This window comes from Pseudonocardia sp. ZF1 (assembly GCF_056835605.1).
This window is the reverse complement of the sequence record NZ_JAJNBY010000001.1, coordinates 664,337-687,874: the sequence shown is the minus strand read 5'-3', so window position 1 is coordinate 687,874 and position 23,538 is coordinate 664,337. Positions and strand designations below refer to the sequence as shown.

The 23,538-nt window shown below is 73.6% G+C and carries 25 protein-coding genes and 3 pseudogenes; 16 read left to right on the top strand and 12 right to left on the bottom strand.

Going from position 1 to position 23,538, the window contains the following annotated elements:
• Positions 1-56: 56 nt before the first annotated feature.
• Positions 57-1,292 carry a cytochrome P450 family protein gene (locus ZF1_RS03495; protein ID WP_482636435.1) on the bottom strand — a complete coding sequence of 412 codons (1,236 nt, stop codon included), beginning with the start codon at positions 1,290-1,292 and terminating at the stop codon, positions 57-59.
• Between the two features lie 129 nt (positions 1,293-1,421).
• On the opposite strand from ZF1_RS03495, the gene ZF1_RS03490 reads away from it, so the two are divergent.
• From ZF1_RS03490 to ZF1_RS03480, 3 genes and pseudogenes are all read left to right on the top strand, one after another.
• Positions 1,422-1,934 carry a hypothetical protein gene (locus ZF1_RS03490; protein WP_405419587.1) on the top strand — a complete coding sequence of 171 codons (513 nt, stop codon included), beginning with the start codon at positions 1,422-1,424 and terminating at the stop codon, positions 1,932-1,934.
• Between the two features lie 67 nt (positions 1,935-2,001).
• Positions 2,002-2,847 carry a DUF4097 family beta strand repeat-containing protein gene (locus ZF1_RS03485; RefSeq protein ID WP_482636434.1) on the top strand — a complete coding sequence of 282 codons (846 nt, stop codon included), beginning with the start codon at positions 2,002-2,004 and terminating at the stop codon, positions 2,845-2,847.
• Between the two features lie 39 nt (positions 2,848-2,886).
• Positions 2,887-3,474 (top strand): annotated as a pseudogene (locus ZF1_RS03480) (ABC transporter ATP-binding protein); the annotation flags it as partial.
• A 19-nt stretch (positions 3,475-3,493) separates the two neighbouring features.
• Here ZF1_RS03480 and ZF1_RS03475 read toward each other — a convergent pair.
• A complete protein-coding gene (locus ZF1_RS03475) occupies positions 3,494-4,291 on the bottom strand; it encodes a transposase family protein (RefSeq protein WP_482636433.1) in 798 nt (265 codons plus the stop codon).
• Positions 4,292-4,758: 467 nt separating this feature from the next.
• On the opposite strand from ZF1_RS03475, the gene ZF1_RS03470 reads away from it, so the two are divergent.
• The 3 genes from ZF1_RS03470 (at position 4,759) to ZF1_RS03460 (ending at position 6,875) form a co-directional block, all read left to right on the top strand.
• Positions 4,759-5,814, top strand: a complete 1,056-nt coding sequence (locus ZF1_RS03470; RefSeq protein WP_337826584.1) for an HPP family protein — start codon at positions 4,759-4,761, stop codon at positions 5,812-5,814.
• A 333-nt stretch (positions 5,815-6,147) separates the two neighbouring features.
• A complete protein-coding gene (locus tag ZF1_RS03465) occupies positions 6,148-6,468 on the top strand; it encodes a hypothetical protein (RefSeq protein WP_161152560.1) in 321 nt (106 codons plus the stop codon).
• 29 nt (positions 6,469-6,497) lie between these two features.
• Positions 6,498-6,875, top strand: coding sequence for a hypothetical protein (locus tag ZF1_RS03460; RefSeq protein WP_161152561.1), 378 nt, complete (start codon positions 6,498-6,500; stop codon positions 6,873-6,875).
• A gap of 252 nt (positions 6,876-7,127) precedes the next feature.
• On the opposite strand, the gene ZF1_RS03455 is transcribed toward ZF1_RS03460, so the two are convergent.
• From ZF1_RS03455 to ZF1_RS03445, 3 genes are all read right to left on the bottom strand, one after another.
• Positions 7,128-7,739, bottom strand: coding sequence for a flavodoxin family protein (locus ZF1_RS03455; protein WP_345645670.1), 612 nt, complete (start codon positions 7,737-7,739; stop codon positions 7,128-7,130).
• Between the two features lie 29 nt (positions 7,740-7,768).
• Positions 7,769-7,918 carry a hypothetical protein gene (locus ZF1_RS03450; protein WP_482636432.1) on the bottom strand — a complete coding sequence of 50 codons (150 nt, stop codon included), beginning with the start codon at positions 7,916-7,918 and terminating at the stop codon, positions 7,769-7,771.
• Between the two features lie 667 nt (positions 7,919-8,585).
• Positions 8,586-8,885, bottom strand: coding sequence for a hypothetical protein (locus ZF1_RS03445; RefSeq protein ID WP_345645667.1), 300 nt, complete (start codon positions 8,883-8,885; stop codon positions 8,586-8,588).
• 73 nt (positions 8,886-8,958) lie between these two features.
• On the opposite strand from ZF1_RS03445, the gene ZF1_RS03440 reads away from it, so the two are divergent.
• The gene (locus ZF1_RS03440) at positions 8,959-9,219 is read left to right on the top strand and encodes a hypothetical protein (RefSeq protein ID WP_345645664.1); all 261 of its coding nucleotides are present in this window, start codon (positions 8,959-8,961) and stop codon (positions 9,217-9,219) included.
• A gap of 168 nt (positions 9,220-9,387) precedes the next feature.
• Here ZF1_RS03440 and ZF1_RS03435 read toward each other — a convergent pair whose 3' ends face one another.
• Together ZF1_RS03435 and ZF1_RS03430 are read right to left on the bottom strand one after the other, a co-directional pair.
• A complete protein-coding gene (locus ZF1_RS03435; protein ID WP_482636431.1) occupies positions 9,388-10,143 on the bottom strand; it encodes an ANTAR domain-containing protein in 756 nt (251 codons plus the stop codon).
• A gap of 652 nt (positions 10,144-10,795) precedes the next feature.
• A complete protein-coding gene (locus ZF1_RS03430; protein ID WP_345645658.1) occupies positions 10,796-11,047 on the bottom strand; it encodes a hypothetical protein in 252 nt (83 codons plus the stop codon).
• A 78-nt stretch (positions 11,048-11,125) separates the two neighbouring features.
• Between ZF1_RS03430 and ZF1_RS03425 the strand changes: the two are divergent.
• Together ZF1_RS03425 and ZF1_RS03420 are read left to right on the top strand one after the other, a co-directional pair.
• A pseudogene (locus ZF1_RS03425) lies at positions 11,126-11,431 on the top strand (transposase); the annotation flags it as partial.
• 41 nt (positions 11,432-11,472) lie between these two features.
• Positions 11,473-12,543, top strand: a pseudogene (locus ZF1_RS03420) (IS30 family transposase); the annotation flags it as partial.
• A gap of 18 nt (positions 12,544-12,561) precedes the next feature.
• Here the strand turns inward: ZF1_RS03420 and ZF1_RS03415 are convergent.
• A complete protein-coding gene (locus tag ZF1_RS03415; protein WP_161152599.1) occupies positions 12,562-13,359 on the bottom strand; it encodes a transposase family protein in 798 nt (265 codons plus the stop codon).
• A gap of 112 nt (positions 13,360-13,471) precedes the next feature.
• Here ZF1_RS03415 and ZF1_RS03410 point away from each other — a divergent pair, with 112 nt between their 5' ends.
• Together ZF1_RS03410 and ZF1_RS03405 are read left to right on the top strand one after the other, a co-directional pair.
• A complete protein-coding gene (locus ZF1_RS03410; protein ID WP_482636430.1) occupies positions 13,472-13,849 on the top strand; it encodes an ATP-binding protein DrrA1-3 family domain-containing protein in 378 nt (125 codons plus the stop codon).
• On the top strand, positions 13,846-14,670 hold the full coding sequence (locus ZF1_RS03405; RefSeq protein WP_482636429.1) for an ABC transporter permease: 825 nt from the start codon (positions 13,846-13,848) through the stop codon (positions 14,668-14,670). Before ZF1_RS03410 ends, ZF1_RS03405 begins: the two co-directional genes overlap by 4 nt.
• Before the next feature lie 3 nt (positions 14,671-14,673).
• Here the strand turns inward: ZF1_RS03405 and ZF1_RS03400 are convergent, their stop codons facing one another.
• A complete protein-coding gene (locus ZF1_RS03400) occupies positions 14,674-15,954 on the bottom strand; it encodes a cytochrome P450 family protein (protein WP_482636428.1) in 1,281 nt (426 codons plus the stop codon).
• 133 nt (positions 15,955-16,087) lie between these two features.
• On the opposite strand from ZF1_RS03400, the gene ZF1_RS03395 reads away from it, so the two are divergent.
• Genes ZF1_RS03395 through ZF1_RS03385 form a run of 3 tightly spaced genes read left to right on the top strand, consistent with a single transcriptional unit; the run spans position 16,088 to position 18,265 of the window.
• Positions 16,088-17,071 carry a DUF808 domain-containing protein gene (locus ZF1_RS03395; RefSeq protein WP_482636427.1) on the top strand — a complete coding sequence of 328 codons (984 nt, stop codon included), beginning with the start codon at positions 16,088-16,090 and terminating at the stop codon, positions 17,069-17,071.
• 14 nt (positions 17,072-17,085) lie between these two features.
• Positions 17,086-17,553, top strand: a complete 468-nt coding sequence (locus tag ZF1_RS03390; protein ID WP_405419603.1) for a cupin domain-containing protein — start codon at positions 17,086-17,088, stop codon at positions 17,551-17,553.
• Between the two features lie 7 nt (positions 17,554-17,560).
• A complete protein-coding gene (locus ZF1_RS03385; protein ID WP_482636426.1) occupies positions 17,561-18,265 on the top strand; it encodes a YwaF family protein in 705 nt (234 codons plus the stop codon).
• Here ZF1_RS03385 and ZF1_RS03380 read toward each other — a convergent pair.
• Positions 18,222-19,160: a LysR family transcriptional regulator gene (locus tag ZF1_RS03380; RefSeq protein WP_208822190.1), complete on the bottom strand. Its 939-nt coding sequence runs from the start codon at positions 19,158-19,160 to the stop codon at positions 18,222-18,224. The genes ZF1_RS03385 and ZF1_RS03380 overlap by 44 nt on opposite strands.
• A 104-nt stretch (positions 19,161-19,264) precedes the next feature.
• Here ZF1_RS03380 and ZF1_RS03375 point away from each other — a divergent pair, with 104 nt between their 5' ends.
• Positions 19,265-20,338, top strand: a complete 1,074-nt coding sequence (locus ZF1_RS03375; protein WP_405419610.1) for a tartrate dehydrogenase — start codon at positions 19,265-19,267, stop codon at positions 20,336-20,338.
• Between the two features lie 47 nt (positions 20,339-20,385).
• On the opposite strand, the gene ZF1_RS03370 is transcribed toward ZF1_RS03375, so the two are convergent.
• Entirely contained in the window at positions 20,386-20,802 is a 417-nt protein-coding gene (locus ZF1_RS03370; RefSeq protein WP_476653781.1) for a hypothetical protein, read from the bottom strand.
• A gap of 38 nt (positions 20,803-20,840) precedes the next feature.
• Here ZF1_RS03370 and ZF1_RS03365 point away from each other — a divergent pair, with 38 nt between their 5' ends.
• Positions 20,841-21,731, top strand: a complete 891-nt coding sequence (locus tag ZF1_RS03365; RefSeq protein WP_405419613.1) for an alpha/beta fold hydrolase — start codon at positions 20,841-20,843, stop codon at positions 21,729-21,731.
• Positions 21,732-21,741: 10 nt separating this feature from the next.
• Here the strand turns inward: ZF1_RS03365 and ZF1_RS03360 are convergent, their stop codons facing one another.
• Positions 21,742-23,463, bottom strand: coding sequence for a sigma-54-dependent Fis family transcriptional regulator (locus ZF1_RS03360; protein WP_482636425.1), 1,722 nt, complete (start codon positions 23,461-23,463; stop codon positions 21,742-21,744).
• Between the last annotated feature and the right edge of the window lie 75 nt (positions 23,464-23,538).

Below are 23,538 nucleotides of genomic sequence, written 5' to 3'. Positions count from 1 at the left end.
CCGCTCCGGTCCGACACCCGGCCGCCGCGGCGCGACCGGTGACCCACATCACTGTCTCAGGACGGCGGTGGATGCGCGCCACCCGAACGGGTGGGGACCGGGTTCACCCGCACCTCCACCGCGCCGGTCCGCACGAACCCCAGGTCGGCGGGGCCGTCGGCGGGTTCGGCGAGGCGGAGGGCGGGGAACCGGGTGACCAGCGCTCGCAGCCCGATCTCGAGCTCGGTACGGGCCAGCGCGGCCCCCAGGCAGTAGTGGGCGCCCTGGCCGAACCCGAGGTGCCCCTCACCGCGGCCCGGGTCCCGGGTCACGTCGAGCTCGTCGGGCCGGTCGTGCCGGCGCGGGTCGAAGTTCGCGGTGACCAGCCCGGCCGTCACCGACTCCCCCGCCGCGATCCGGGTGTCGCCGACGACGACGTCGGCGCTCGCGTACCGGGGCGTGCTCACCGGGACCGCGCCGCAGGTCCGCACGATCTCGTGCACCGCGGTGGGCCACCGCCACGGCTCGGCGCGCAGCGTCGCGAGCTGGTCGGGGCGGGTCAGCAGGGCCAGCGTCGACCGGGACAGCACGTGCGCGGTCGTCTCGAACCCGGCGACGACCAGGTCGAACAGCAGGACGTCCAGCTCGTCGGCGGTGAGCCGGTCGCCGTCGTCGTGCACCGCGACGAGCACGTCGACCAGGTCGTCGCGCGGGTCGGCCCGCCGGGCCGCGACGAGCTCGTGGATCTGTGCGACGACGGCGCGCGCCACGTCGGGCATCCGCTCCGGGTCGGGTGCGACGAGCAGGGCGGCCAGCTCCCGCCAGAGTCCGCGCTGCTCCACCGGGACGCCGACGAGCTCGCAGATCACCGCGATCGGCAGCGCGCGGAACACCGTGGGCAGCAGGTCGACCGGGCTGCCGTCGGCGCCGGCGGCCGCGACGTCGTCGAGCAGCTCGGCGGTGAGCTGCTCCACGCGCGGGCGCAGCGCGGCGACCCGGCGCACGGTGAACGCCCGCGAGACGAGCCGGCGCAGCCGGGCGTGGTCGGAGCCGTCGCGGACGAGCAGGCCCCGGCCGAGGTGGTCGAGCTCCGGCGGCAGCCCGAGCCCCGTCAGGAGCGGGCCCATGACGTCCCCGGCGCCGGGCACCCCGGTGGGGTCGTTGCGGAACCGCGGGTCGAGGAGCAGGGCGTGCACGTCGTCGTACCGGGTGACGAGCGACGCCGCGACCATCGGCGACTCCGGCATCGCCACGACGGGCCCCTGTTCACGCAGGCGCCCGAAGGCGGCGACCGGGCAGGTGGTGCGGTCCACGACGTACTCCCTCGACGGCGTCAGCAGGTCCGGTCCATCGGACACCGTGCCGTCGCGGCAGGGTCAAGCCCGCGGCGCCGACCGACCTCCGTGGCGCCACTCCCTTGACGATGGCGCCATCGTTGCGCCATGGAGTTGGACGGATATGTCGACCGCCTGCGCACCGAGTTCGCCGCACTGGGCGAGGCCGCGGGCGAGGACACGCGGGCGGCCGCGGAACGGCTGCTCACGCCCCTGACGTCGACGACCCGCCTGGTCCTGCTCGAGGCGCTGGCCGCGGCGGCCGACGAGATCACCCTCGAGCTCGCACCGGGGTCGGTGCACGTGCGGCTGCGCGGCAGCGACCCCGAGTTCGTCGTCACCGCAGGGTCGGCCCCGCCGTCGGCACCCCCGGCGACGGAGGCGCCACCCGTGGCGCCATCGCCACCGGCGGGCGCCGACGGCGAGTCCGGGCCGGTCGCCCGGATCAACTTCCGGCCGCCGGAGACGCTCAAGACCCGGATCGAGGAGGCCGCCGGGCGGGACGGCCTCAGCGTGAACACCTGGCTGACCCGTGTGGCCGCGGCCGCGCTGGACCGCCCCGCCACCGCGCCCGACCGTCCCGACGCCGCCCGCCGCGGCCGCGTCGGCTGGTTCGGCTGAGCCACACGACCTCTGCCACCCACCCCTGACTCACGGCGTCACCGCGACGCCGAGGAGGCGATGCCCCGTGCCCACCTATGACACCCCCGAGCCCGTCACCGCGATCGTGGACCTCGCCATCGGCGAGCTGCGGGTGACCGCGTCGGACCGCACCGACACCGTCGTCGAGGTCCGCAGCTCCGACGCCGACCGCGCCCACGCCGACCGGGTCCGGGTCGAGCTGACCGGGCGGGAGCTGCGCGTCACCGGCCCGCAGCTCGGGCTGCTGCAGAAGCTCACCCCGCGCACCCCCGGCCGCTCGATCGAGGTCGGGATCGCCCTGCCCGCCGGGTCGGCGCTGACCGCCGCCACCACCTACGGCGGGATCGTCGTCGAGGGCCCGCTCGGGGCCTGCGAGGCCCGCACCCGTTTCGGCGACGTCCGCGTCGACGACGCCGCCTCCGCCGACCTGAGCACCGGCTTCGGTCACGTCCGGATCGGCGGAACCGTCACCGGGGACGCCACGGTCCGCTCCGACCACGGCGGCATGCAGATCCACCGCGTCGGCGGAACCGCGACGCTCAGCAGCAAGCACGGCGGCATCCGCGCCGACGAGCTGACCGGCGACGCCGAGCTGACCGGCACGCACGGCCCCATCGACGTCGACGAGCTCGGCGCGGGCGCCCGCGTGCGCACCGCCTACGGCGACGTCCGGCTCGGCCGCGTCCACCGCGGCGAGGTGTCGCTGACCAGCACGCACGGCCGGCTGGAGATCGGCGTCGCGCAGGGCAGCGCCGCCTGGCTCGACCTCGACACCACCGGCCGGGTCGGCAACGACCTCGAACCGCGCGAGGCCCCGGACGGCGACGCCGTCGACACCGTCGCCGTGCACGCCCGGTCCCGCGAGGGCGACATCGTCGTCCGCCGCGCCTGAGCACCGCCGTCCACCGTCACCACCACGAGAGGAACCACCGTGCCCACACCCCCGCCCGCCGTCGCCGTCGCCGCCCTGCACAAGTCCTACGGCGACCACGCCGTGCTCCGCGGCATCGACCTCGACGTCCCCGCCGGGACCGTGCTCGCCCTGCTCGGCCTGAACGGCGCCGGCAAGACCACCCTGGTCCGGATCCTGTCGACGCTGCTCGCGCCGGACTCCGGCCGGATCCGCATCGCCGGGAGGGACCCGGCGACCGACCCCGACGGCGTCCGCGCCGCGATCGGGGTGACCGGCCAGTTCTCCGCCGTCGACGGCCTGCTGACCGGGGCGGAGAACCTGCGGCTCATGGCCGACCTGCACCACCTGCCCCGCGGGCGGCGCCGGGAACGGGTACGCGAGCTGCTCGACCGGTTCGACCTCGCCGACGCCGCGGACCGCCGGGCCGGGACCTACTCCGGCGGGATGCGCCGGAGGCTGGACCTGGCCATGACGCTGGTCTCCGACCCGCAGGTGCTGTTCCTCGACGAGCCGACCACCGGGCTGGACCCGCGCAGCCGCCGCGGCCTGTGGGACGCCGTGCGCGACCTCGTCGGCCGCGGCGTGACCGTGCTGCTGACCACCCAGTGAGCCTTTGCCAACCTGATCATCCGTTGGCGATCATGAGGGTCTGAACTGCGGCGACGAGCTCGGCGGCCCGGGCCGGGCAGGATCTGATCTTGCGCAGAACCTTCCAGTTCTTCAGCTCGGCGTTGACCCGCTCACCCGGCCCGCGTCGGCGGGCGTGTGCGGCGTTGACCTCCCTCTGGTTGCGCGACAGGCGCCGGTAGCGCCCGGTGTCCGGGTCGATGCGCCGACGCCGCTGCGGCACGGCCACCATCGGACCGGCGCCTTGGTAGGCGGTGTCGGCGACCGCGGGGATCTCATGCGCGGTCAGCGCCTCGATGATCCCGTGGTCGCGGGCGGCTCCCATGTCGTGCCGCGCGCCAGGCAGCGGCGGGGAGATCCACACCAGCCTGCCGACCGGGTCGGCGATGACCTGCACGTTCAGCCCGTGGGCCTTGTGCTTGCCGCTGTAGTAGGGGCGGTCTCGGCCGGACGCCATGCCGACCCGGTCGATCCGCAGCAGGCTGCCGTCGACGATCACGAACGCCTTGCGTGAGGCGACCTCGATCGCCTGCTCCAGCGTCGGGGCCATCGCCGCGAGCAGGGCGAGCGCTTCGCGCACGTAGCGGTAGACCGTTGACGTGCCGATCTCGAACCCGCAGGCCAGGTCGGCATAGGTCTCGCCCTTGCGCAGATAGGCCACCACCAGCAGGGCCTGGCGGCCGGCGGAGAGCTTGCGCCAGCGTGTAGCCCGCTGGTTGCGGTGCGCGCACAGCGCGTCGGCGAGCAGGCCGAGCGCGCGGCTGGACACGGTCATCCCGGACGGGTAAGACAACACTCTGAAGCTCCTGGTCAGGCGGATTGATCTAGGCAATCGCCCGTCTACCAGGAGCTTCACCCTTTCGAGGTCACGCCACGCCGCACGCCAGCTGACCTGCTCGTCCATCAGGTTGGCAAAGGCTCAATGGTGCCGGGTCATTGGCGAAGCAGTCGTGGGCGGCATGATGACCGCCCGCATCTGAACCGTTCAGCTGCCGGCTCGAGTGGACACTGGTTGGGCGATCGGAACGCGGCCTGACGGGTAGGCGGCAACGTGGAGCCGACTCCCGTCGGAGATCGTCAGCCTGCATCGCCGCTCACGATCCTGCCTGGTCAGACGGTCATGCCCTGCCTGCCTGGAGAGGCCACTCCTGCCCAGCCCTTGGACGAGGTACGGGATGACTTGGAACGACATCTGCCCGTAACGTCCCGACCGGCGCCACGAGCTGCCGGAATCGACGGGTCGAGAGTTCCTGGAGGACGCGCGTGGCGGCTCTCTCGCGCCGACTCCCGCAGTTCCGCCCGATCCTCGCCGGTGCCCGGTTGTCCGACCGGCTGTTCGCCTGTGCCGGGGCGCTCGCGGCCATCTCGGTCGCCGGTGCCATCGGGGCGCTCGTCGTCGGGCCGGGCGCGGCGTTGCCGTTCATCGTCGCACCGGTCGGGGCGTCGGCGGTCCTGGTGTTCGCGGTGCCGTCGAGCCCGCTCGCGCAGCCCTGGCCGGTCATCGCGGGCAACGTCGTCTCGACACTCATCGGGGTCGGGGCGCGGCTGGTCGTACCCGACGTCCTCGCCCAGGCGGGGCTGGCCGTCGCCGTGGCGATCGCGACGATGTCGCTGTTGCGCTGCCTGCACCCACCCGGAGGGGCCGCAGCCCTGACGGCCGTCATCGGCGGCAGCGTGATCACCGGAGCGGGCCCGCTGTTCGCCCTGTTCCCGGTCGGGGTGAACTCGGTCGTCCTGGTCGCGATGGGGTGGCTGTTCCACCGCCTGTCGCGGCACCCCTACCCACACCGGACGGCGCCGTCCGACCGGGCCGATCGCCGCAGCTGCTTCCGGGCCGACGACGTGGACCGGGCGCTGGCCGAGATCGGCGAGACGTTCGACATCGACCGCGACGACATCGGTCTGCTGCTGCGCGAGGTCGAGACCCAGGCGCTCGTCCGGCAGCACGGCGACCTCGTCGCCGCGGACGTGATGTCGCGCGACACCGTCTCGGTCCGGTCGGGCGACGATCCGACGACGGCGCGGGACCTGTTGCTCGAGCACGACGTCCGGACGGTGCCGGTGCTCGACGACGACGGCGCCGTCGTCGGCACTCTCGGGCTCCGCGAGCTCGCGCACCCCGCGGGCACCGTCGGCTCGATGGCCTCACTACCGTCGACGGCCTCGGCGGACACGCCCCTCGCAGCGCTGAGCCGCATCCTGACCGACGGACGCACGCACGCCGTCGTCATCGTCGACGAGCGGAACCGCCTGCGCGGCATGGTCACCCAGACCGACCTGCTCATCGCGCTGTGCCGCATCCTGGCCGATTCGGCGTGACAAGCCTCGAGATGCGCGGCGTCCGCGCACATCGGCGGCTCGCCACTCGTTCGGTAAGTGCGAAGCAGGTTTCCGCCTGATGTGGGGCGGTCGCGACCCGGCATCCAGCCCGTCTTCACGTGTCATCACTGCGCATCCCCGAGCGCCACAGTCCCAGATGCGGCGCGAGACGCCGAGCCGTTGTGGTACCGCCGCGTCTCGATCAGATAGCCGTCACGGAGTGCGACGGTCGAGGGGCTGCAGCCCTGCAGGACGACCGCGCAGGTGTCCTTCTCGGTGCCGCGGCTGCGCAGGATGCCCTCAGCTTGTGGTGGTAGCGCTACGATGTCTCCTGTGAGCGAGGCGTTCGAAGTGTCGCCCGACGATCCGGATGGGGTCGCGGCCGCGATCGAGCGTGCGTCGAAAGGTTCACGAGTTCGCGTCGTCCGTCAGGGCCACGCCGTCGCCGACATCGTTCCGATCGCCGCGGCCGGGCCGGGAGAGCTGCGTCCTGAGCGGCGCGACTCTCGCCACGACCAGGTCGTGCGCGACCACGCCACCCGGTTCGGCGCTCCGACCTTGGAGCATTACCGGCGCATCTACGCCACCGCCGGCCGTGAGTGGCCGGGCGAGGATCACATCCGAGCGCATTACCCCGTGGCGGACGTGTCCTGAGCACTCAACCTGCGCTTACCGCGAACACTGTGAGCGGGAAGGTCCTCGACGCGAGCGCGCTCGACGCCTACGCCAACGGGCATCTGGGCATGGCTACCTGGTACGCCCTGGCCTGGGAACTGGGGCTCACGTTCGTCGTTCCGCGTTTCGCTCGTGACGAGGCCCTCTGTCTGCGGCCGGGCCTCGTCGCCGAGGTTGACCTGCTGCTCGCCGCGCCCTATGTCGTCCTGACCGACTCCCCCGCCGAGGCAGCCCGTCTGCTCGACGAGACCTCCGCAGCCTCGGTGTACGACCCGCTGGCAGCGTCCGTAGCCGCCTTGTGCCGGGAGCGGGGATGGCCGGCGCTGTCCACGGACCCAGAGCGACTGCGTCGCGTCGACCCGTCGCTCGAGGTAGACCTGCTCTGAGACGGGAACGGCCAGCGTCACTGACCCTGGCCCTGTGCATCACGCCGACCGCCAGGCCGACCCTCAGATCAACTGGCCGCTACTGCACAGCGCCCATCCAGTCGCGGCGGGCCCGCCGGTAGGCCGTGCACGGCGCTGTGCTGCAGGCTGTTCACCGCGCGGTAGTAGCGCATCGTCGTGCCCTGCCGCTGACGCCCCGGCCCGGCAACTACCGCGCAGCGCAAACTGGACATCCCTGAAGGGGGCTCGGTCTCAGGAGGCCGGGTACTGCTGGGCGCCGAGCACCCGGGCCAGGTGGGCGGCGTTGCGGCCCAGCGTCGCGGTCGTCGCCGCGACCGGTTCCGGGGTCTGGTCGAGATCCTTGTAGTCGACCGGGTTCATCGCTTCGGAGTTCCAGTAGGTCGCTCCGCCTGCGGGGATGGTGAACCCCATGTCGTTGAGTGCCTGGAACGAGTCGGCGACGATCTTGTGTGCGCCGTCCTCGTTGCCGACCACAGCGACGACCGCGACCTTGCCGAACAGTTCGGGTCGCCCCTGGTCGTCGGTTTCGGACAGCTCCGCGTCGAGCCGCTCCAGGACCCGCTGTGCCACGCTCGACGGGTGCCCGACCCAGGTCGGGGTCGCGAACACCAGGATGTCCGCGTCATAGATCCGGCTGCGGATCTGCGGCCACTGGTCACCCTCGCCCATGTCGGCCGCGGTGCCGGGCTTCACGTCGTAGTCGGCGACCCGCAGCGTGTCGCCGGCGACACCGTGATCGGCCATGGCGTCGAGCACCTGTCGGGCCATCACCTCGCTGCTTGAGGCCTGCGGGCCGGGCTTGAGGCTGCACACTAGTGCGAGGGCACGAATCTCGTGGTCCATGACCAGCTGCGTACCCGAAGGACCGTGCTTCACGCGTCGGCGGGCGGGAACGGGATCGAGGCGACCGCCCCGGCCACGATCAGCTCCAGGCTGCCCTTCACCCACCACCGCGATGCGACAGCAGCTCTGCGCTGCACCTTCCATGACCCGCGCCAGCGCCGCACCGACCCCCGGGCCACCGGGACCACCGAGCGGATCGCCTTCGCGTGTAGTAACAGGCCCCACGCTGGGGGTCTTAAGCTCATACCGCCTAGACCAGGCGCGGCCACGGCGCTCGCGCACCGTGACCGCTCATAGAGGAACGCGCGGGGCGCGAGGTGACGACGGCTAGCACGGCCAGATCGCGTCGCCTGGCGCAGCACGTACTCCGCGAGGCAGGCCGATACCGGGTGACCGACCGGGGCCGCGATGGCGGGCGCGACGCGTTCCCGGTCGGTCACCTGTGGTGTCGCCGCCTCAACAGGGGTCAAGCGGCGGCACCGGATCCGCGTCTGTCGACCTCCTGATCTCCGTGGTCTCGCGTGGAGCTGACACGCTGACGCGGACCGGTAGAGCTACCCCCATCGGGCCGAAGTACACAGCCTGCAGCGAGGGCGATTGCTCCGGCGCCGCGCCCGAACCCCCGATCCACGAGACAGCGCGCCGGCGTGGCGCCCGCAACACCGAGCCCCGCCCGCGGAGCGGGTGAAACCGCGTGAGCGGCGACCTGCCGCGGACGAGAGGACTCATGCTCGCTGCTGGGAGCGTTCGCCGGGTGGCGCAGGCTGCCGCATGGTCGCAGGCCCGGCCCCGGCGTTTACCCCCGGGAACGGATCGACGCGGTCGGACGAGCCGAGCACGGCGCGCTCAACGGCGGCGCGCCCCGGTCGGCGAGGGTGAACGTGGGCCGAAGGGCCGTATCCCGCCGCCGCCACCACCGCCCCCGTCGCCGGCGCCGCCGCCACCGGAGCTGCCGTGACCGTCGACCGGCCCGGCGCTGTGGCCGGGCAGCACCGAGGCCAGCACGAGCAGCACAGCGATGACCCAGACCACCTGCCCGGACAGCGGCCCGGCGAGCGCGGCCAGCCCGGTGGTGAGCGCGACGAGCTGCAGATCGGGCTGTGCGACTAGGTCGACGAGCCGATCGATGGCTCCGGCGCCCGTCATCCGCATAATTCCACGTACCCGATTCGTCGGCCTGACGCACATGACACTGTCGTCTGCGCCATACTGGTGCAGCGTGATCGGCCCCGACGTGCCCCTGGACCGCGCTCAGACCGACTCCGGACTGATCATTGTGACCGTCATCGGCGGGCGGTCCGTCCCGGTCGTCGGTCGCGGTCTGCCGGTCATCCTGGCCGGTCCCGCCGTGCAGGTGCTCTGGCTCCTGGCGCTGGCGGTAGCCATGCTTATGCGGCGGCGACCGGCCTCTGGACCCGGCGGCGGTGACGGAGGATCGGGCGGCGGCCTGATCGGGCCGGACCTGTTCAGCCCCGTCTGACCGAGCCCCCTACTGCTCGCCCGGCTCGTCCCGGGTGCCGTGAAGGGGCCGCTGTCTGCTGTCGCGCCACCGGTCGGGCACCGAGTTCGAGGCGCGTCAGGTTCGCACCGGCGAGGGCCGCCGAGAGTGTCGCTCGCCGGGATGCCGGCGGCGTCAGTGGTGGCGGCGTCAGTGGTGGCGTCGCTGGGCCTGGGTGCTCACCTCGCGGGCGACGTCGACGAGCTTGGCGTCGGTGTTCTGGGAGGCTTCGACCAGGATCGCGAATGCCTGATCGTCGTCGACATCGAACCGTTCGATCAGGACGCCCTTGGCCCGGTCGATCACGTCCCGGCTCTGCATCGCCCGGTGCATCTGCGCCGCGCGCCGGGCGCCGAACAGCGCGATCGCGGTCTGCGTGGCGAACGCCTCTCCCGCCAGCACACTAACCTCGGTGAACGCGTCGGTCTCACGGGCGTAGAAGTTCAATGCCGAGCCGGGCTCCTCGGGCGGAGCCATCGCGAACGACAACAGGCTGCCCACCCCGGCCGCCACGGCCTCGCCGGCCCACCGCGGCCACCGCATCCGCCCGGTCACCGCCATATCCGCGACCTCGATCACCTGATCGTGCCCGGCGACCTGCACCACCGTCGACATCTCGTCGACCCCCAGAGCGATCCGCGATGCCAGCACACACGGGCCCTCGCCGAGATCGGCCTGACGCCGGTCGAGCTCGGCCACCCACGACGAGCTGGGCACCCGCGCCGACACCCGCCCGTCCCGCCCGACCTGGGTGATCCCGGCCCCGTCCGCACCGGGAACCGCCCGCGCCGCCGCCGCCACCACCTCGGCCAGGACATCCTCAGGCGAGCGCAACCGGCCACGCAGAACCGACCGGGCGGCCCGGGCCAGCGCCGCGGTCAACTGCTCCCCCTCGACCGGATCCATCTGGCGGGCTCCCTGCTCCTCAGCCCCGCAGGGGCTCACTCCCGCCCACCCCGGCGGCAGGCCACGGCGCCTCGATTACGGACGTGATAGCCGACTGTTGATCTCACAACCGTACCCAGATCGGCGGCCATCCGCCGATCGGTCCGAGCCGACTCGACAGACAGCTCAGCTGGTATGAGGACCGCCTTGCGCGACGGTCGCCCGCCACCTGTGAAGCGTGTCGCGATGAGTCGGCTACCCTGCGCACCGTCCGGGTTGCGGTGCGAGCCACCTTCGGCGGTGCGCCAGCCGGCCCGGGCGCCCTGTCCGGCCGACCCCTCAGATGCCCCGGCCGGTGCGTCACCGCGGCCGCCGGCCGACGCCCCCGATGGCGGCCACGCGGCCGCGGTGGGCGGCTCCTCGGTGACGGCACGAGCTGCCAGTCGGGCATGTCAGAGTCGGTGGCTGCGATGCACCGGTGGCTTCGTAGAGGTTCCACCAGATCTCGCCGCCGGTGGGGTGTTACGCGGTGTCCAGCCCGCCGCCCTCGAAGACGACGTCCGCCACGAGTGCACCGTCAGGGCTCGTGGGGTCAGCGCGTGATACCGACAGGCTCCTGAGCCACGGCGCGGCTCACGCACGCAGCGTCTGGGCTGTCCGCGCGGCGCGACCGTCACGGCTGGGCTTGGGGGTCCGGGTCGATCGCGACCGAGAGGTGCGCTGCCGCGCTGCGGTACTCGCGTACCCGTTGCCGGGCCGGCGCCAGCGCGGCCCGGGTCGCGGAGAGTCGGGCCGTGATCTCCGCGATCCGCGTGGCGGGGTCCGCGCCCTCGTCGTCGGCGAGAAGCCGGTGGTCGCCGTAGTGCTCGACCTGGCGCTGCAGCACCTGCAACGCTTCGTCGGTGCGGTCGAACAGCTCGGTCAACGCCCACCCCCACGCATAGAACTCGTCGTGAACCGCCCCGGCGTGTCGGGAGACTTGATCTTCTGAGGAGATGGAGTCATGACACGTCGTTCCCAGCCGCCGTATCCGCCGGAGTTGCGTGAGCGGGCGGTGCGCATGGTCGCCGAGGTCGAGTCGGACTACGACTCGCCGTGGGCGGCGATGAACGCCGTCGCCACCAAGCTCGGGGTCGGCACCGGGGAGACGGTGCGCAAGTGGGTCCGTCAAGCCGAGATCGACGGTGGTGTCCGGCCGGGCACCACCACTGAGGAGTCCGAGGAGGTCAAGCGGCTGCGCCGGGAGGTCGCGGAGCTCAAGCGGGCCAACGAGATCCTCAAGGCTGCTTCCTTGGACTCAACCGGTCAGCGCAACACCCCACAGGTAGTTGATCATGATAGGGGTGGGCGATGGCACGCTTGGGCAGGCCGGGGATGTCCGATGAGGACCGCACTGATCTGTGGGTCCGTTGGGGGCGCGGGGAGTCGATCAGTGACATCGCTCGGGCGATCGAGCGGCCCCCGGGTTCAGTGTTCACGGTGCTCAAGTCGAGCGGGGGCTATGTTCCGCCGCCACGCCGGCGCCGACCGGGGACGCTGACTGCCGCCGAGCGCGAGGAGATCTCGCGCGGGCTGGGCCAGAACAAGTCGATGCGCGCGATCGCGGCCGAGATCGGCCGACCCGCCTCGACGGTGAGCCGCGAGATCGCCCGCAACAAGGGCCGGCGCAAGTACCGGGCGGTCGACGCCGAGGATCGTGCCTGGCGCCGGGCACGGCGCCCGAAGGTGTGCCTGCTCGCGCGGCGTCCGCTGCTGCGCGGGTTCGTCGCTGACAGACTCGGCGAGGACTGGTCGCCCGAGCAGATCGCCGGGCACCTGGCCAAGCACTTCGAGCCGGGCTCAGGGATGCGGGTGTCGCACGAGACGATCTACAAGTCGCTGTTCGTGCAGACCCGCGGCGTACTGGCCAAGACCCTGCAGAAGCACTTGCGGTCGGGGCGGCCGATCCGGCGCAACGTGCACAACACCACCACCGGGCAGTGGCGCTCGCAGATCACCGACGCGGTCTCGATCCGCGAGCGCCCCGCCGAGGTCGCCGATCGGGCGGTGCCCGGGCACTGGGAGGGCGACCTGCTGCTCGGGCGCGGCACGACCCAGATCGCCACCGTGGTCGAGCGCACCACCCGGTTCACCGTGCTCGTCGCCCTGCAGGGACGCGACATGGACACCGTCACCTGGGCGCTGTCGCAGCAGATGTGCCGGCTGCCCGAGCAGCTGCGCCGCACGCTGACCTGGGACCGCGGGATGGAACTGGCCCGACACAAGATCGTCACTGAGCGGACCGGGCTGGAGGTCTACTTCGCCGACCCGGCCAGCCCCTGGCAGCGCGGCACGAACGAGAACACCAACCGGCTGCTCCGGCAGTACTTCCCGAAGGGCACCAGCCTCGGCGACGTCACCCAGGCCCAGCTCGACGAGATTGAGCCTTTGCCAACCTGATCAAGTGTTGGCGATCATGAGGGTCTGAACTGCGGCGATGAGCGCTGCGGCCTGGTTCGGGCTGGAGCGGATCTTGCGCAGGACCTTCCAGGTCTTCAGCTCGGCGTTGACCCGCTCGCCCGGCCCGCGACGGCGGGCGTGCGCGGCGTTGACCGCCTTCTGGTTCACCGACAAGGGTCGGTAACGACCGGTGTCGGGGTCGAGGCGCCGACGGCGCTGCGGGACCGCGACCGTAGGCCCGGCACCCTGGTAGGCGGTGTCGCCGGCGGCCGGGATCGCGTACTCGGTGAGCGCGTCGATGATGCCGTGCTCGCGGGCTGCGCCCATGTCGTGACGGGCCCCGGGCAGCGGCGGGGAGATCCACACCAACCGGCCGACCGGGTCGGCGATGACCTGCACGTTCAGCCCGTGGCATTTGTGCTTGCCCGAGTAGAACCCCCGGTCATAGCCGCTCGCCATGCCGACCCGGTCGATGCGCAGCAGGGTCCCGTCGATGATCACGAACGCTTTGCGCGCCGCGACCTGCATCGCTTGCTCCAGGGTCGGGGCCATCGCAGCGAGCAGGTCGATGGCCTCGCGCAGGTAGCGGTACACCGTGGAGGTCCCGACCTTGAATCCGCAGGCCAGCTGGGCGTAGGTGTCACCGGTGCGCAGGTGCGCCACGACCAGCAGGGCTTGACGGCCCGGGGTGAGCCTGCGCCAGCGGGTCGCGCGTTCGCGGCGGTGACGACGCAGCAGCGTGCTGACCATCTTCAGCGTGTGGGTGGACACGGTCATCCCGGACGGGTAGGACAGCACCTTGAAGCTCCTGGTCGGACGGATTGGTCTCAGCAACCGCTCGTCTACCAGGAGCTTCACCCCTTCGAGGTCACGCCACGCCGCACACGCTCTGACCTGCCCGTCCGTCAGGTTGGCAAAGGCTCAGTACCTGGAGGAGGCCGACCAGCTCGCCGACGAGGTGGCCGTCCTGGACGGGGGCAGGCTCGTCGCCCGCGGCACCCCGGCGCAGCTCAAGGCCCGGGTCCCCGGCGGGCACGTGCGCCTGCGCTTCGCCGACGACGACGCCCTCGCCGCCGCCCGCACCGTGCTGCCCGCCGCCGTCGCCGACACCGCCGCGGTGACGCTGCAGCTGCCCGCCGCCGGGGCCCGCGACCTGCGGGACCTGCTGGACCGCCTCGCCGTGACCGGGGTGGAACCCGAGGAGCTGACCACCCACACGCCCGACCTCGACGACGTCTTCCTGGCCCTCACCGACCACCCGAGCACCCCGGAGGTGGCCGCGTCATGAGCGCCGCCGTCATGGACACCACCGACCTCGACCGTCCCCGCCTGCTCACCGACTCGGTGACGATGCTGCGCCGCCGCATCCGGCACCTGCGCCGCTACCCGTCGCTGACGATCATGCTGATCGCCCAGCCGCTGGTGTTCCTGCTGCTGTTCGTGGTCGTCCTGGGCGGCACGATGGGCGCCGGGCTGGGCGGTGACCGCAGCGACTACCTGGCCTTCGTCACCCCCGCGGTGCTGCTGCTGACCGTCGCGAGCGTCGCGATGGGCACCGCCATCGGGGTCGCCACCGACATGACCGAGGGCGTCGTCGCCCGCTTCCGGACGATGGCGATCGCCCGGTCCAGCGTCCTCACCGGGCACGTCGTCGGCGCGTTCGTGCAGACCGCGGTCGGTCTGGTCGTCGTGCTCGGGGTGGCGCTGGCGCTCGGGTTCCGCAGCAGTGCCGGGCCGCTCGCCTGGCTGGGCGTCGCCGGGATGTTGGTGCTGCTCACGGTCGCCCTGACCTGGCTGACCGTGGCCCTCGGGCTCGCCGCCGCCAGTGTGGAGACGGCCAGCAACACCCCGATGTTCCTGATGCTGCTGCCGTTCCTGGGCAGCGGGTTCGTGCCGGTGGAGTCCATGCCGGCCGGGCTGCGGTGGTTCGCGGAGTACCAGCCGTTCACGCCGGTCATCGACACCCTGCGCGGGCTGCTCGGTGCCGGGCCCCGCAGCGGGGCCGGGCTCGGCGCCGACGCCGCGCTCGCCGTCGGCTGGTGCGTGGTGATCACCGTCGGGAGCCTGCTGTGGTCGCGCCGGCTCTACGAGACCCGCGCGGCGCGCTGAGCGTCAGCCTTCCGGCGGGCGGTCGACGTGGACGGGCAGGGCGGGCAGCCGCTCGAACCCCAGCCGCGACGGGCCGTCCGCCGGTTCGGCGAGCCGGAGCCCCGGGAAGCGTGTGACCAGCGCCGACAGCACGACCTCGACCTCCTGGCGGGCCAGCGCGGCGCCGAGGCAGTAGTGCGCGCCGTGCCCGAACCCGAGGTGCCCCTCGCCGCGTCCGGGGTCGCGGCGCACGTCCAGCTCGTCGGGCCGGTCGACGACGCGTGGGTCGAAGTTCGCCGGCAGCAGGCCGGGCAGCACCGCGGTCCCGGCGGGCACCGGTGTCCCGGCGATCTCGGTGTCCTCGGCGGCGTAGCGCGGGGCCCCGGCCGGGATCGGGCCGCAGGTGCGGACCAGCTCGTGCACCGCCGTCGGCCACAGCTGCGGGTCCGCCCGCAGCGCGGCGAGCTCGCCCGGGCGGCTGAGCAGTGCGAGGGTGCCCTTGGCCAGCACGTGCGCGGTCGTCTCGAACCCGGCGACGGTCAGGTTCACCGTCATGTCGACGAGCTCCTGCTCCGAGAGCCGGTCGCCGTCCTCGTCGTGCGCCGCGACCAGCCCGGACAGCAGGTCGCCGGCAGGCTCCCGGCGACGGGCCTCGATCAGGTCCCGGACGTGGGCGACCATCCCCCGGGCGACGTCGGGCATCCGCGCCGGGTCGGGCTGGATCAGCAGCCGGGCGAACTCCCGCCAGCGGTCCCGGTCGCCCTCCGGCACGCCGACGAGCTCGCAGATGACCGCGATCGGCACCGGGTAGGCCAGCGCCTCCACCAGGTCGACCGGGGTGCCGCCGGCACCGGCCGCGGCGATCTCGTCGAGCAGGCCGTCGACGATCGCCCCGACGCGGGGGCGCAGCCCGTTCACCCGGCGCACCGTGAACGCCCGCGACACCAGCCGGCGCAGCCGCGCGTGGTCCTCGCCGTCGCGGCCCAGCATCGGACGGCGGAGCAGGTCGAGGTCCTCGGGCAGCCCGATCAGGCCGGTCTGGGCGTTGCGCAGGAAGTTCTCCGCCTCCGGCACCGCGGCGGCGTCGTGCCGGAAGCGGTCGTCGGTGAGCATCGCGCGGACCTCGGCGTGCCGGGTCACCATCAGCCCCTGTTGGGTCGGCCGCCCGGGCACCTCCAGCGGGATCTCGACGGCCGCGGCCACCTCGCGCAGCGCGGAGAAGCCGGCGACCGGGTCCGACGGGTCCACGGTGTCCGGGCCTGCGGTCGTCGCGGTCGGCGCGGCGGTGGTCGTGTCCTCTGCCATGGGCCCAGTCGACACCGTGCCGTCGCGGCATGGTCAAGCCCCGCGATCGGGCGGGTTCGGTCCCGTTCGTCCCGCTCTCCCCGTAGGCTCCGCGCGTGCGCACGGATTCGGCCATGCAACGGACGGTGACCCGGTGAGCGGACTGTTCGCCCTGCTCGACGACGTCGCGGCGCTGGTGCGCCTGACGACGGCCTCCCTCGACGACGTCGCCGGCGCGGCCGGGCGCGCGGGGGCCAAGGCCGCGGGTGTGGTCGTCGACGACGCCGCGGTCACCCCCCGCTACGTGCAGGGGCTCAAGCCCGAACGCGAACTGTCGATCATCTGGCGGATCGCCAGGGGCTCGCTGATCAACAAGATCGTGTTCATCCTGCCGGTCGCGCTGATCCTCTCCCAGTTCGCGCCGTGGCTGCTGACACCGATCCTGATGGTCGGCGGCTGCTACCTGGCCTACGAGGGCGCGGAGAAGCTCTGGGAGTACTTCTCCGGGCACTCCGAGCATCCCGAGGAGCGCGACGAGAAGGCCGCCACCGACCCGGCCGAACACGAGCGGACCGTCGTCTCCGGCGCCGTGCGCACCGACTTCATCCTCTCGGCCGAGATCATGGTCATCGCGCTGAACGAGGTGGCGGCCGAGGGCATCGTGTCCCGGGCGATCATCCTGGCCGTCGTCGCCGTCGCGATCACCGCGCTCGTCTACGGCGCGGTCGCGCTCATCGTGAAGATGGACGACGCCGGCCTGGCCCTGGCGAAGCGCGGCTCCGGCCCCGTCGCGTCGTTTGGGCGCGGGCTGGTGAAGGCCATGCCGATCGTGCTGACGACGCTGTCGGTCGTCGGCGTCGCGGCGATGCTGTGGGTCGGCGGGCACATCCTGCTCGTCGGGATGGATGAGCTGGGCTTCTCCCCGATCTACGACCTGGTGCACCATCTGGAGGTGGCCGTCGCCGACGCGACCGGTGCGCTGGGCGGGTTCCTGGGCTGGCTCACCAACACCGTCGGCTCGGCGATCCTCGGGGTCGTGGTCGGCGCGGTGATCGTCGCCGTGGCGCACCTGGTGCCGAAGCGGAAGAAGAACGACACCGACGACGACGCCGAGGCCGCCGGGACCGCCGGCGCCTGAGCCGGGAGGCCGCCGTGAGCCGCATCGAGATGCCGTCCGGCGAGACGATCGACGTGCTGCACAGCGGCGCCCCGGCCTTCGAGTTCGAGGCCGTCGTACCGCCCGGGGTGGCCGGTCCCCCGCCGCACCGGCACCGGGGCGCCACCGAGTCGTTCACCGTGCTCGAGGGCGTCCTGCGGGTACGGGCCGGGGGCTGGACGAGCCTGCTGCACCCCGGCGACGGGATCGTGGTGCCGCCAGGCGTCACGCACTCGTTCGGCAACGGGGGCGACGGCCCGGTGCGCGTGCGCACCGTCGAGACCCCCGCCGGGCCCCTGGAGGAGCAGTTCCGGATCCTGGCGACGGCCGGGCGACTGCCGCCGCTGCGCCGCCTCGCGCGACTCAACGTCGCCCACGACCTGGACTTCTCCCTCGCCGGGATCCCCGACGCGGTGCAGCGCCCGCTGTGGCGGTTGCTCGCGGCGCTGCCCGGTCCGTCATGATCGGGCGATGGGAGACACCGGCGTCTTCGTGCCCTACGGCGCGACCCACTGGGCCGCGCTGACCGTCGGGGTCCTCGGCGCCGTCGCGCTGGTGGCCCTGGGACGACGGCTGCGCGGCACCCCCGCCGAGCCGGGCGTCTCGCGGGCGTTCGCCGTCGTGGTCGTCGTGCTGCTGGTGCCGCTGCAGCTGCGGCTGCTGACCCCGCAGACCTTCGACGTGCACATCTCGCTGCCGCTGCAGCTGTCGGACCTGTCGTGGATGACCGCCGCGGTCGCCCTGTGGACACGGCGCTGGTGGGCGTGCGCACCGCTGTACTACTGGGGTCTCACGCTGACCCCGCAGGCGCTGCTCACCCCGGCCACCGACTCCCCCGACTTCCCGCACGTCGCGTTCCTGCACTTCTGGGCGCTGCACCTGCTGGTGACGTGGGCCGCGGTGTACCTGACCTGGGGCACCGGGGTGCGGCCGACCTGGCGCGGGATGGCCGTGACGCTGGCGGCCACGATCGCCTGGGCGGCGGTGGTGCTGCCGTTCAACCTGGCCGCGGGCACCAACTACGGCTTCCTCGCCCACAAGCCGACCAACGCCTCCGCGCTGGACCTGCTGGGTCCGTGGCCGGTCTACCTGGTCGTCGAGTTCGTGCTGGTCGCGGTGGGGTGGGCGGTGATCACGTGGCCGTGGACGCGGCGGCGGGAACGGGAGCCGGCCTGACCGGCAGCCGCTCCGCCAGCCCGTCGACGAGGTGGTCGAGCACCGCGCGGACCCGCCGGGGCGGGTCCGCACCGTGCACCGCCAGCAGGTCCGCCGACGGCGTCGGGATGTCCGCCAGCACCTGCACCAGCTCCCCCGACGCGAGCAGCGGCGCCACCTGCCACAGCGAGCGCATCACCAGCCCGCGGCCGGCCCGGCACCACGCCGTCGCGACCTCGCCGTCGTTGCAGGTCATCGCGCCCGTCACGCGGACCCCGGCGGCGTCGGCGTCGGTCCCGAAACGCCAGTGGGCGTAGGCGGTGTCGTTCTCCCGGATCACGATGCAGTCGTGTCCTGCCAGGTCGGCGGGGGTGCGCGGGGCGCCGCGGCGGCCCACGTACGACGGCGCCGCGCACACCACGCGCCGGTTGCGGTGCAGAACCCGGGCGTGCAACCGCGAGTCGGGCAGCGGTCCGACACGCACCGCGAAGTCGTAGCCGGACCCGCCGACGGCGACCGGCAGGTGTGACAGTTCCAGGTCGATGCGCAGATCCGGGTTGGCCGCCTCGAACGTGCCGAGCAGCGGCGCGACGTGCGCCCGGCCGAACCCCATCGACGAGTGCACCGCGATCCGCCCGTGCAGCCCCGAGCGACGCCGGCCGATCTCGTCCTCCAGGTCGTCGATCCGGCCCAGCACGTCGCGGGCGCCCTCGGCGTAGCGGCGGCCCTCGTCGGTCAGGGTGAGACGTCGGGTGGACCGGTTGACCAGGCGGACGCCCAGACGTCGTTCCAGGCGGGCGAGGCGCTTGCTGACCGCCGACACCGACACACCCCACTGGCGCGCCACCTCGGTCAGCGTGCCCGCGGCGGCGACCCCGGCGAAGAAGCGCAGGTCGTCGAACTCGGGCAGCTCCACCCCCACTCCTTTCCCCTACGGAAAGACTGTCCGGTCCGGACGACGGTTCACCGCGTCCGGTTCGCCGATCAGGATAGAAGCAACCGAGTCGAGGAGGACACGACATGACCGCGCACCGCATCGCCGTCATCCCGGGCGACGGGATCGGCAAGGAGGTCGTCCCGGAGGGCGTCCGCGTGCTGACCGCGGCCGCGGAGCGGTTCGGGATCGGGCTGGAGTTCACCGAGTTCGGCTTCGCGAGCGCCGACCACTGGCTCGAGCACGGCACGATGCTGCCCGGGGACTGGTTCGAGCAGCTGCGCGGCTTCGACGCGTTGTTCTTCGGCGCCGTGGGGTGGCCGGAGGTGCTGCCCGACCACGTGTCGCTGTGGGGCAGCCTGCTGCAGTTCCGCCGCCGCTTCGACCAGTACGTCAACCTGCGCCCGGCCCGGCTGCTGCCCGGCGTCGCCGCCCCGCTCGCCGGCCGCTCTCCCGGCGACATCGACATGCTGATCGTCCGGGAGAACACCGAGGGCGAGTACTCGTCGGTGGGCGGGCGGATGTTCTCCGGCACCGACCGCGAGATCGTGATCCAGGAGACCGTCATGACGCGCACCGGCGTCGACCGGATCCTGCGCTACGCCTTCGAGCTCGCGCGGCGGCACCCGAACCGGCACCTGACCTCGGCGACGAAGTCCAACGGCATCGCGATCACCATGCCGTACTGGGACGAGCGGGTCGCGGCGATGGCGGCGCAGTACCCCGACGTCGACGTCGACTCCTCCCACATCGACATCCTGGCGGCGCGGTTCGTGATGAGCCCGGAGCGCTTCGACGTCGTGGTCGCCAGCAACCTGTTCGGCGACATCCTGTCCGACCTCGGGCCGGCCTGCACCGGGACGATCGGCATCGCGCCGAGCGCGAACATCAACCCGGAGCGGGAGTTCCCGAGCCTGTTCGAGCCGGTGCACGGGTCCGCACCGGACATCGCCGGGAAGGGCGTCGCGAACCCGGTCGGCCAGATCTGGTGCGGGTCGATGATGCTGGAGCACCTCGGCGAGCACGAGGCCGCGGCGGCCGTGCTGGCCGCGGTCGAGGACGTCGTCGGGCGGGGCGGCGCGACCGTCACCCCGGACCTGGGCGGCACCGCGACGACCGCCGAGCTGGGCGCGGCGATCGCCGAGGTCGTGCGGGGATGAGCCCGTCCCGACCCGGCCGGCGCGCCCCGGCGGCAGGGCGTCGCGGCTCAGCCCGCGAGGAGCGCGACCAGGCGACGGGCCGCGTCGGGCGGCAGCCTGCGACGGCCGCGCAGGTGCCGGAACACCGGCGCGAGCACCGGGTCGGCCAGCAGCTCGGCCCGCGGCACCGGCCGTCCGACCGGCACGACGACGCCCGCCGCGTGCCGTCCCCCGGGGTGCGGCTCGGCGGGACCGGTGAACGCGAACAGCGCCGTCACGCCGCCGCCCGGCCCGGTGCGGTAGACCGCGGCCCGGTCGCCCGGCGCGGTCCCCGCCAGGCAGCAGGGCTCCGGGGGCGGGTCGGCGACCTCGTCGGCGTCCCAGAGCAGGACGGTGTCCGGCAGCGCGGCGCCGGGTCGCACGGGGTCGGTCGGCTCGGGGTCGGTCGGCACGGGGTCGGTCGGCACGGGGCTCGGCAGCGGCATGCCGCCCGTCCTACCCCAGCCCACGGGGGTCCGGCGCGATGAGCCCGCGGACCCTGCTGCCCGCCCCGTTCACCGCCCGCACGGTCGACGCGGCGGGGACGGCGGTGCACACCGTGACCGGCGGATCCGGGCCGCCGCTGCTGCTCCTGCACGGCTACCCGCAGACCCACGCGATCTGGCACCGGGTCGCGCCGTTGCTCGCCGACCGGTTCACCGTCGTCGCGACCGACCTGCGCGGCTACGGCGACAGCGCCAAGCCGCCCCCGGGTCCGGACGACGCCGCCTACGCCAAGCGTGCCATGGCCGCCGACCAGCTCGCCGTCATGCGGGAGCTGGGGTTCGACCGGTTCGCCGTCGCCGGGCACGACCGCGGCGGCCGGGTCGCGCACCGGCTGGCCCTCGACGCACCGGACGCGGTGTCGGCGCTGGCGGTGCTCGACATCGTCCCGACTCGGCACGCGTTCGACACCGCCGACGCCGGCTTCGGGCTGGGCTACTGGCACTGGTTCTTCCTCACCGCCCCGGCCGGGATCCCGGAGCGGCTCATCGGGGGCGACCCGGAGTTCTGGATCACCGCCCGGATGCGGTCGCGCCACCACGGCGGCACCCCGTTCGACGACCGCGCCGTCGCCGAGTACGTCCGCTGCTTCGCCGACCCGGCCGCGATCGCCGCGTCGTGCGCCGACTACCGCGCCGCGGCCGGGATCGACCGCGTCCACGACGGCGTGGACGCCGGCCGACGGGTGACCGCGCCGCTGCTGGCGCTGTGGGGCACGCACTCCTTCGTCGGGCGGTCCTACGACGTCCCCGCGGTGTGGGCCGGCTACGCCACGGACGTGCACGGGACGGCCCTGGACGCCGACCACTACCTGCCCGAGGAGCGCCCCGAGGAGGTGGCGCGGGAGCTGACCGCGTTCCTGACGGGGTGATGCGGCCCGCTCAGTCCGTGATCCGGTACTGCGCGATCTTCCGGTAGAGCGTCGACCGGGCCACCCCCAGCGCCGCGGCCGCGGCGGCCCGGTTCCCGTCGGTGTCGCGCAGCGCGGCGACGATCGCGTCCCGCTCGGCGCGGTCCACCGCCCGCAACGTCCCGGACGGCGCGCTCTGGCAGGACTCGGGCAGGTCGGTCGCCTCGACCACGCCCACCGGCCGCCGGCCCAGGGCCGCGGTCAGCGCGTCGCGCAGCTCGGTCACGTTCCCCGGCCACGGATGCCTGCTCACCGTCCGCAGCGCCCCGGCGGACAGCCGCACGTCGCGACCGGGGGCGAGCTCGGCGAGCAGCGCGGCGACCAGACCGGGGAGGTCGCCGGGGCGGCCGCGCAGCGGCGGGACCGGCACCGACACCCGGAACCGGGCCAGCACGGCGTCGCGGACGGGGTCGGGGACGGCGGTGTCCGCGCGGGTGCCGGCCGTCGGCAGACCCCCGCGCGCGACGGCGGGCGGCATCCCGGCGTCGCGCCGGTCGAGGTCGCGCAGCAGCACCAGCGCCCGCCGCCCGGCCCGCCGGACGCGGTCCTCGAGATCGGCGCCGTCGTCGTCCGGGCCGACCTCGACGACCGGGCCGGGCCAGGAGTCCGTGACCAGCCGCGCCCGGCCGGAGCCGGGCTCGCCGGTGACCAGCAGCGGTTCCCCCGCCCCCAGCGCCCGGGCGACGGCGGCCCGCGCCGCCCGCCAGGCCGGGCTCACCCCGCCGGCGTCGGACCGCGGGGTCGCCGCGACCGGTCCGGCGGGGCCGCCGCCGTCGGGCTCGCGCAGCAGCGTCACCACCGCCACCAGGCCGGCGACCGACCCGCCGACCGGGACGACCGCGCCGCGCAGCCGCGCCCGCGTCCCCGACGGCAGGTCCACCCGGTCGTCGACGCCGGGGCCGCGGAGCAGCAGGAACCGGGCGTGGTCGGTGAGCGCGGCGTGGTCGCCCGCGTCGAGCAGGGTCTGCATCGCGGTGTTCGCCAGCACCGTGCGGCGCCCGACGGCGAGCACCGCCCGCCGGGTGCGGGACTCGGTGCGGGCGTAGGCGTCGAACAGGGCCTGCTGGGCGGGGTCGCGGTCGTGCAGCAGGGCGTCGGAGATGCGCGCGGCCGCGGAGCGCACCAGCGACAGCAGCAGCGGCGAGGAGTGCTCGGCGCGGCAGGACAGGTCGAGTACCGCCTCGATCCGCCCGGTCGCCGGGTCGCGCACCGGGGCGCCGGCGCAGGCGTAGTCGTGGAGCTGCTCGACGAAGTGCTCGGCGCCGACGATGTGCACCGGCCGGCCGGACTCCAGCACGGTCCCGACCCCGTTGGTGCCCACCGCGCCCTCGGCGTAGCCGAACCCGGCGGCGAACGCGTTGACGTCCGCGGACCGGGCGATCACCGCGTCGGTGTCCAGCCGCACCAGCAGCCGGGCCCGGTGGTCGGTGAGCGCGACGCACACCCCGATCCCGGCGACCTGCTCGACCAGTTGCTCCATCACCGGGCGCGCGCAGCGGACCAGCCGGGAGCCGGTGTCGAGGTCGGGGTGGAACCGGTTCACGATCATCGCCGGGTCCACCCCGCCCGCGATGCTGCGCCGCCACGACGCGACGACGTGGCCGGGCACGCCGGGCAACGCGACGTCGGGCCGGTCGAGCAGCTCGGCCCGCGCGGACACGAGCTCGCGGCGGCGTGCGAGCAGATCCCCCATCGACGCACCTCTCTGTGCTCGTCCTCACATGATGCGTCACCGGTCAACACCCGCCGGTGTCCGAAGTTCGGACAC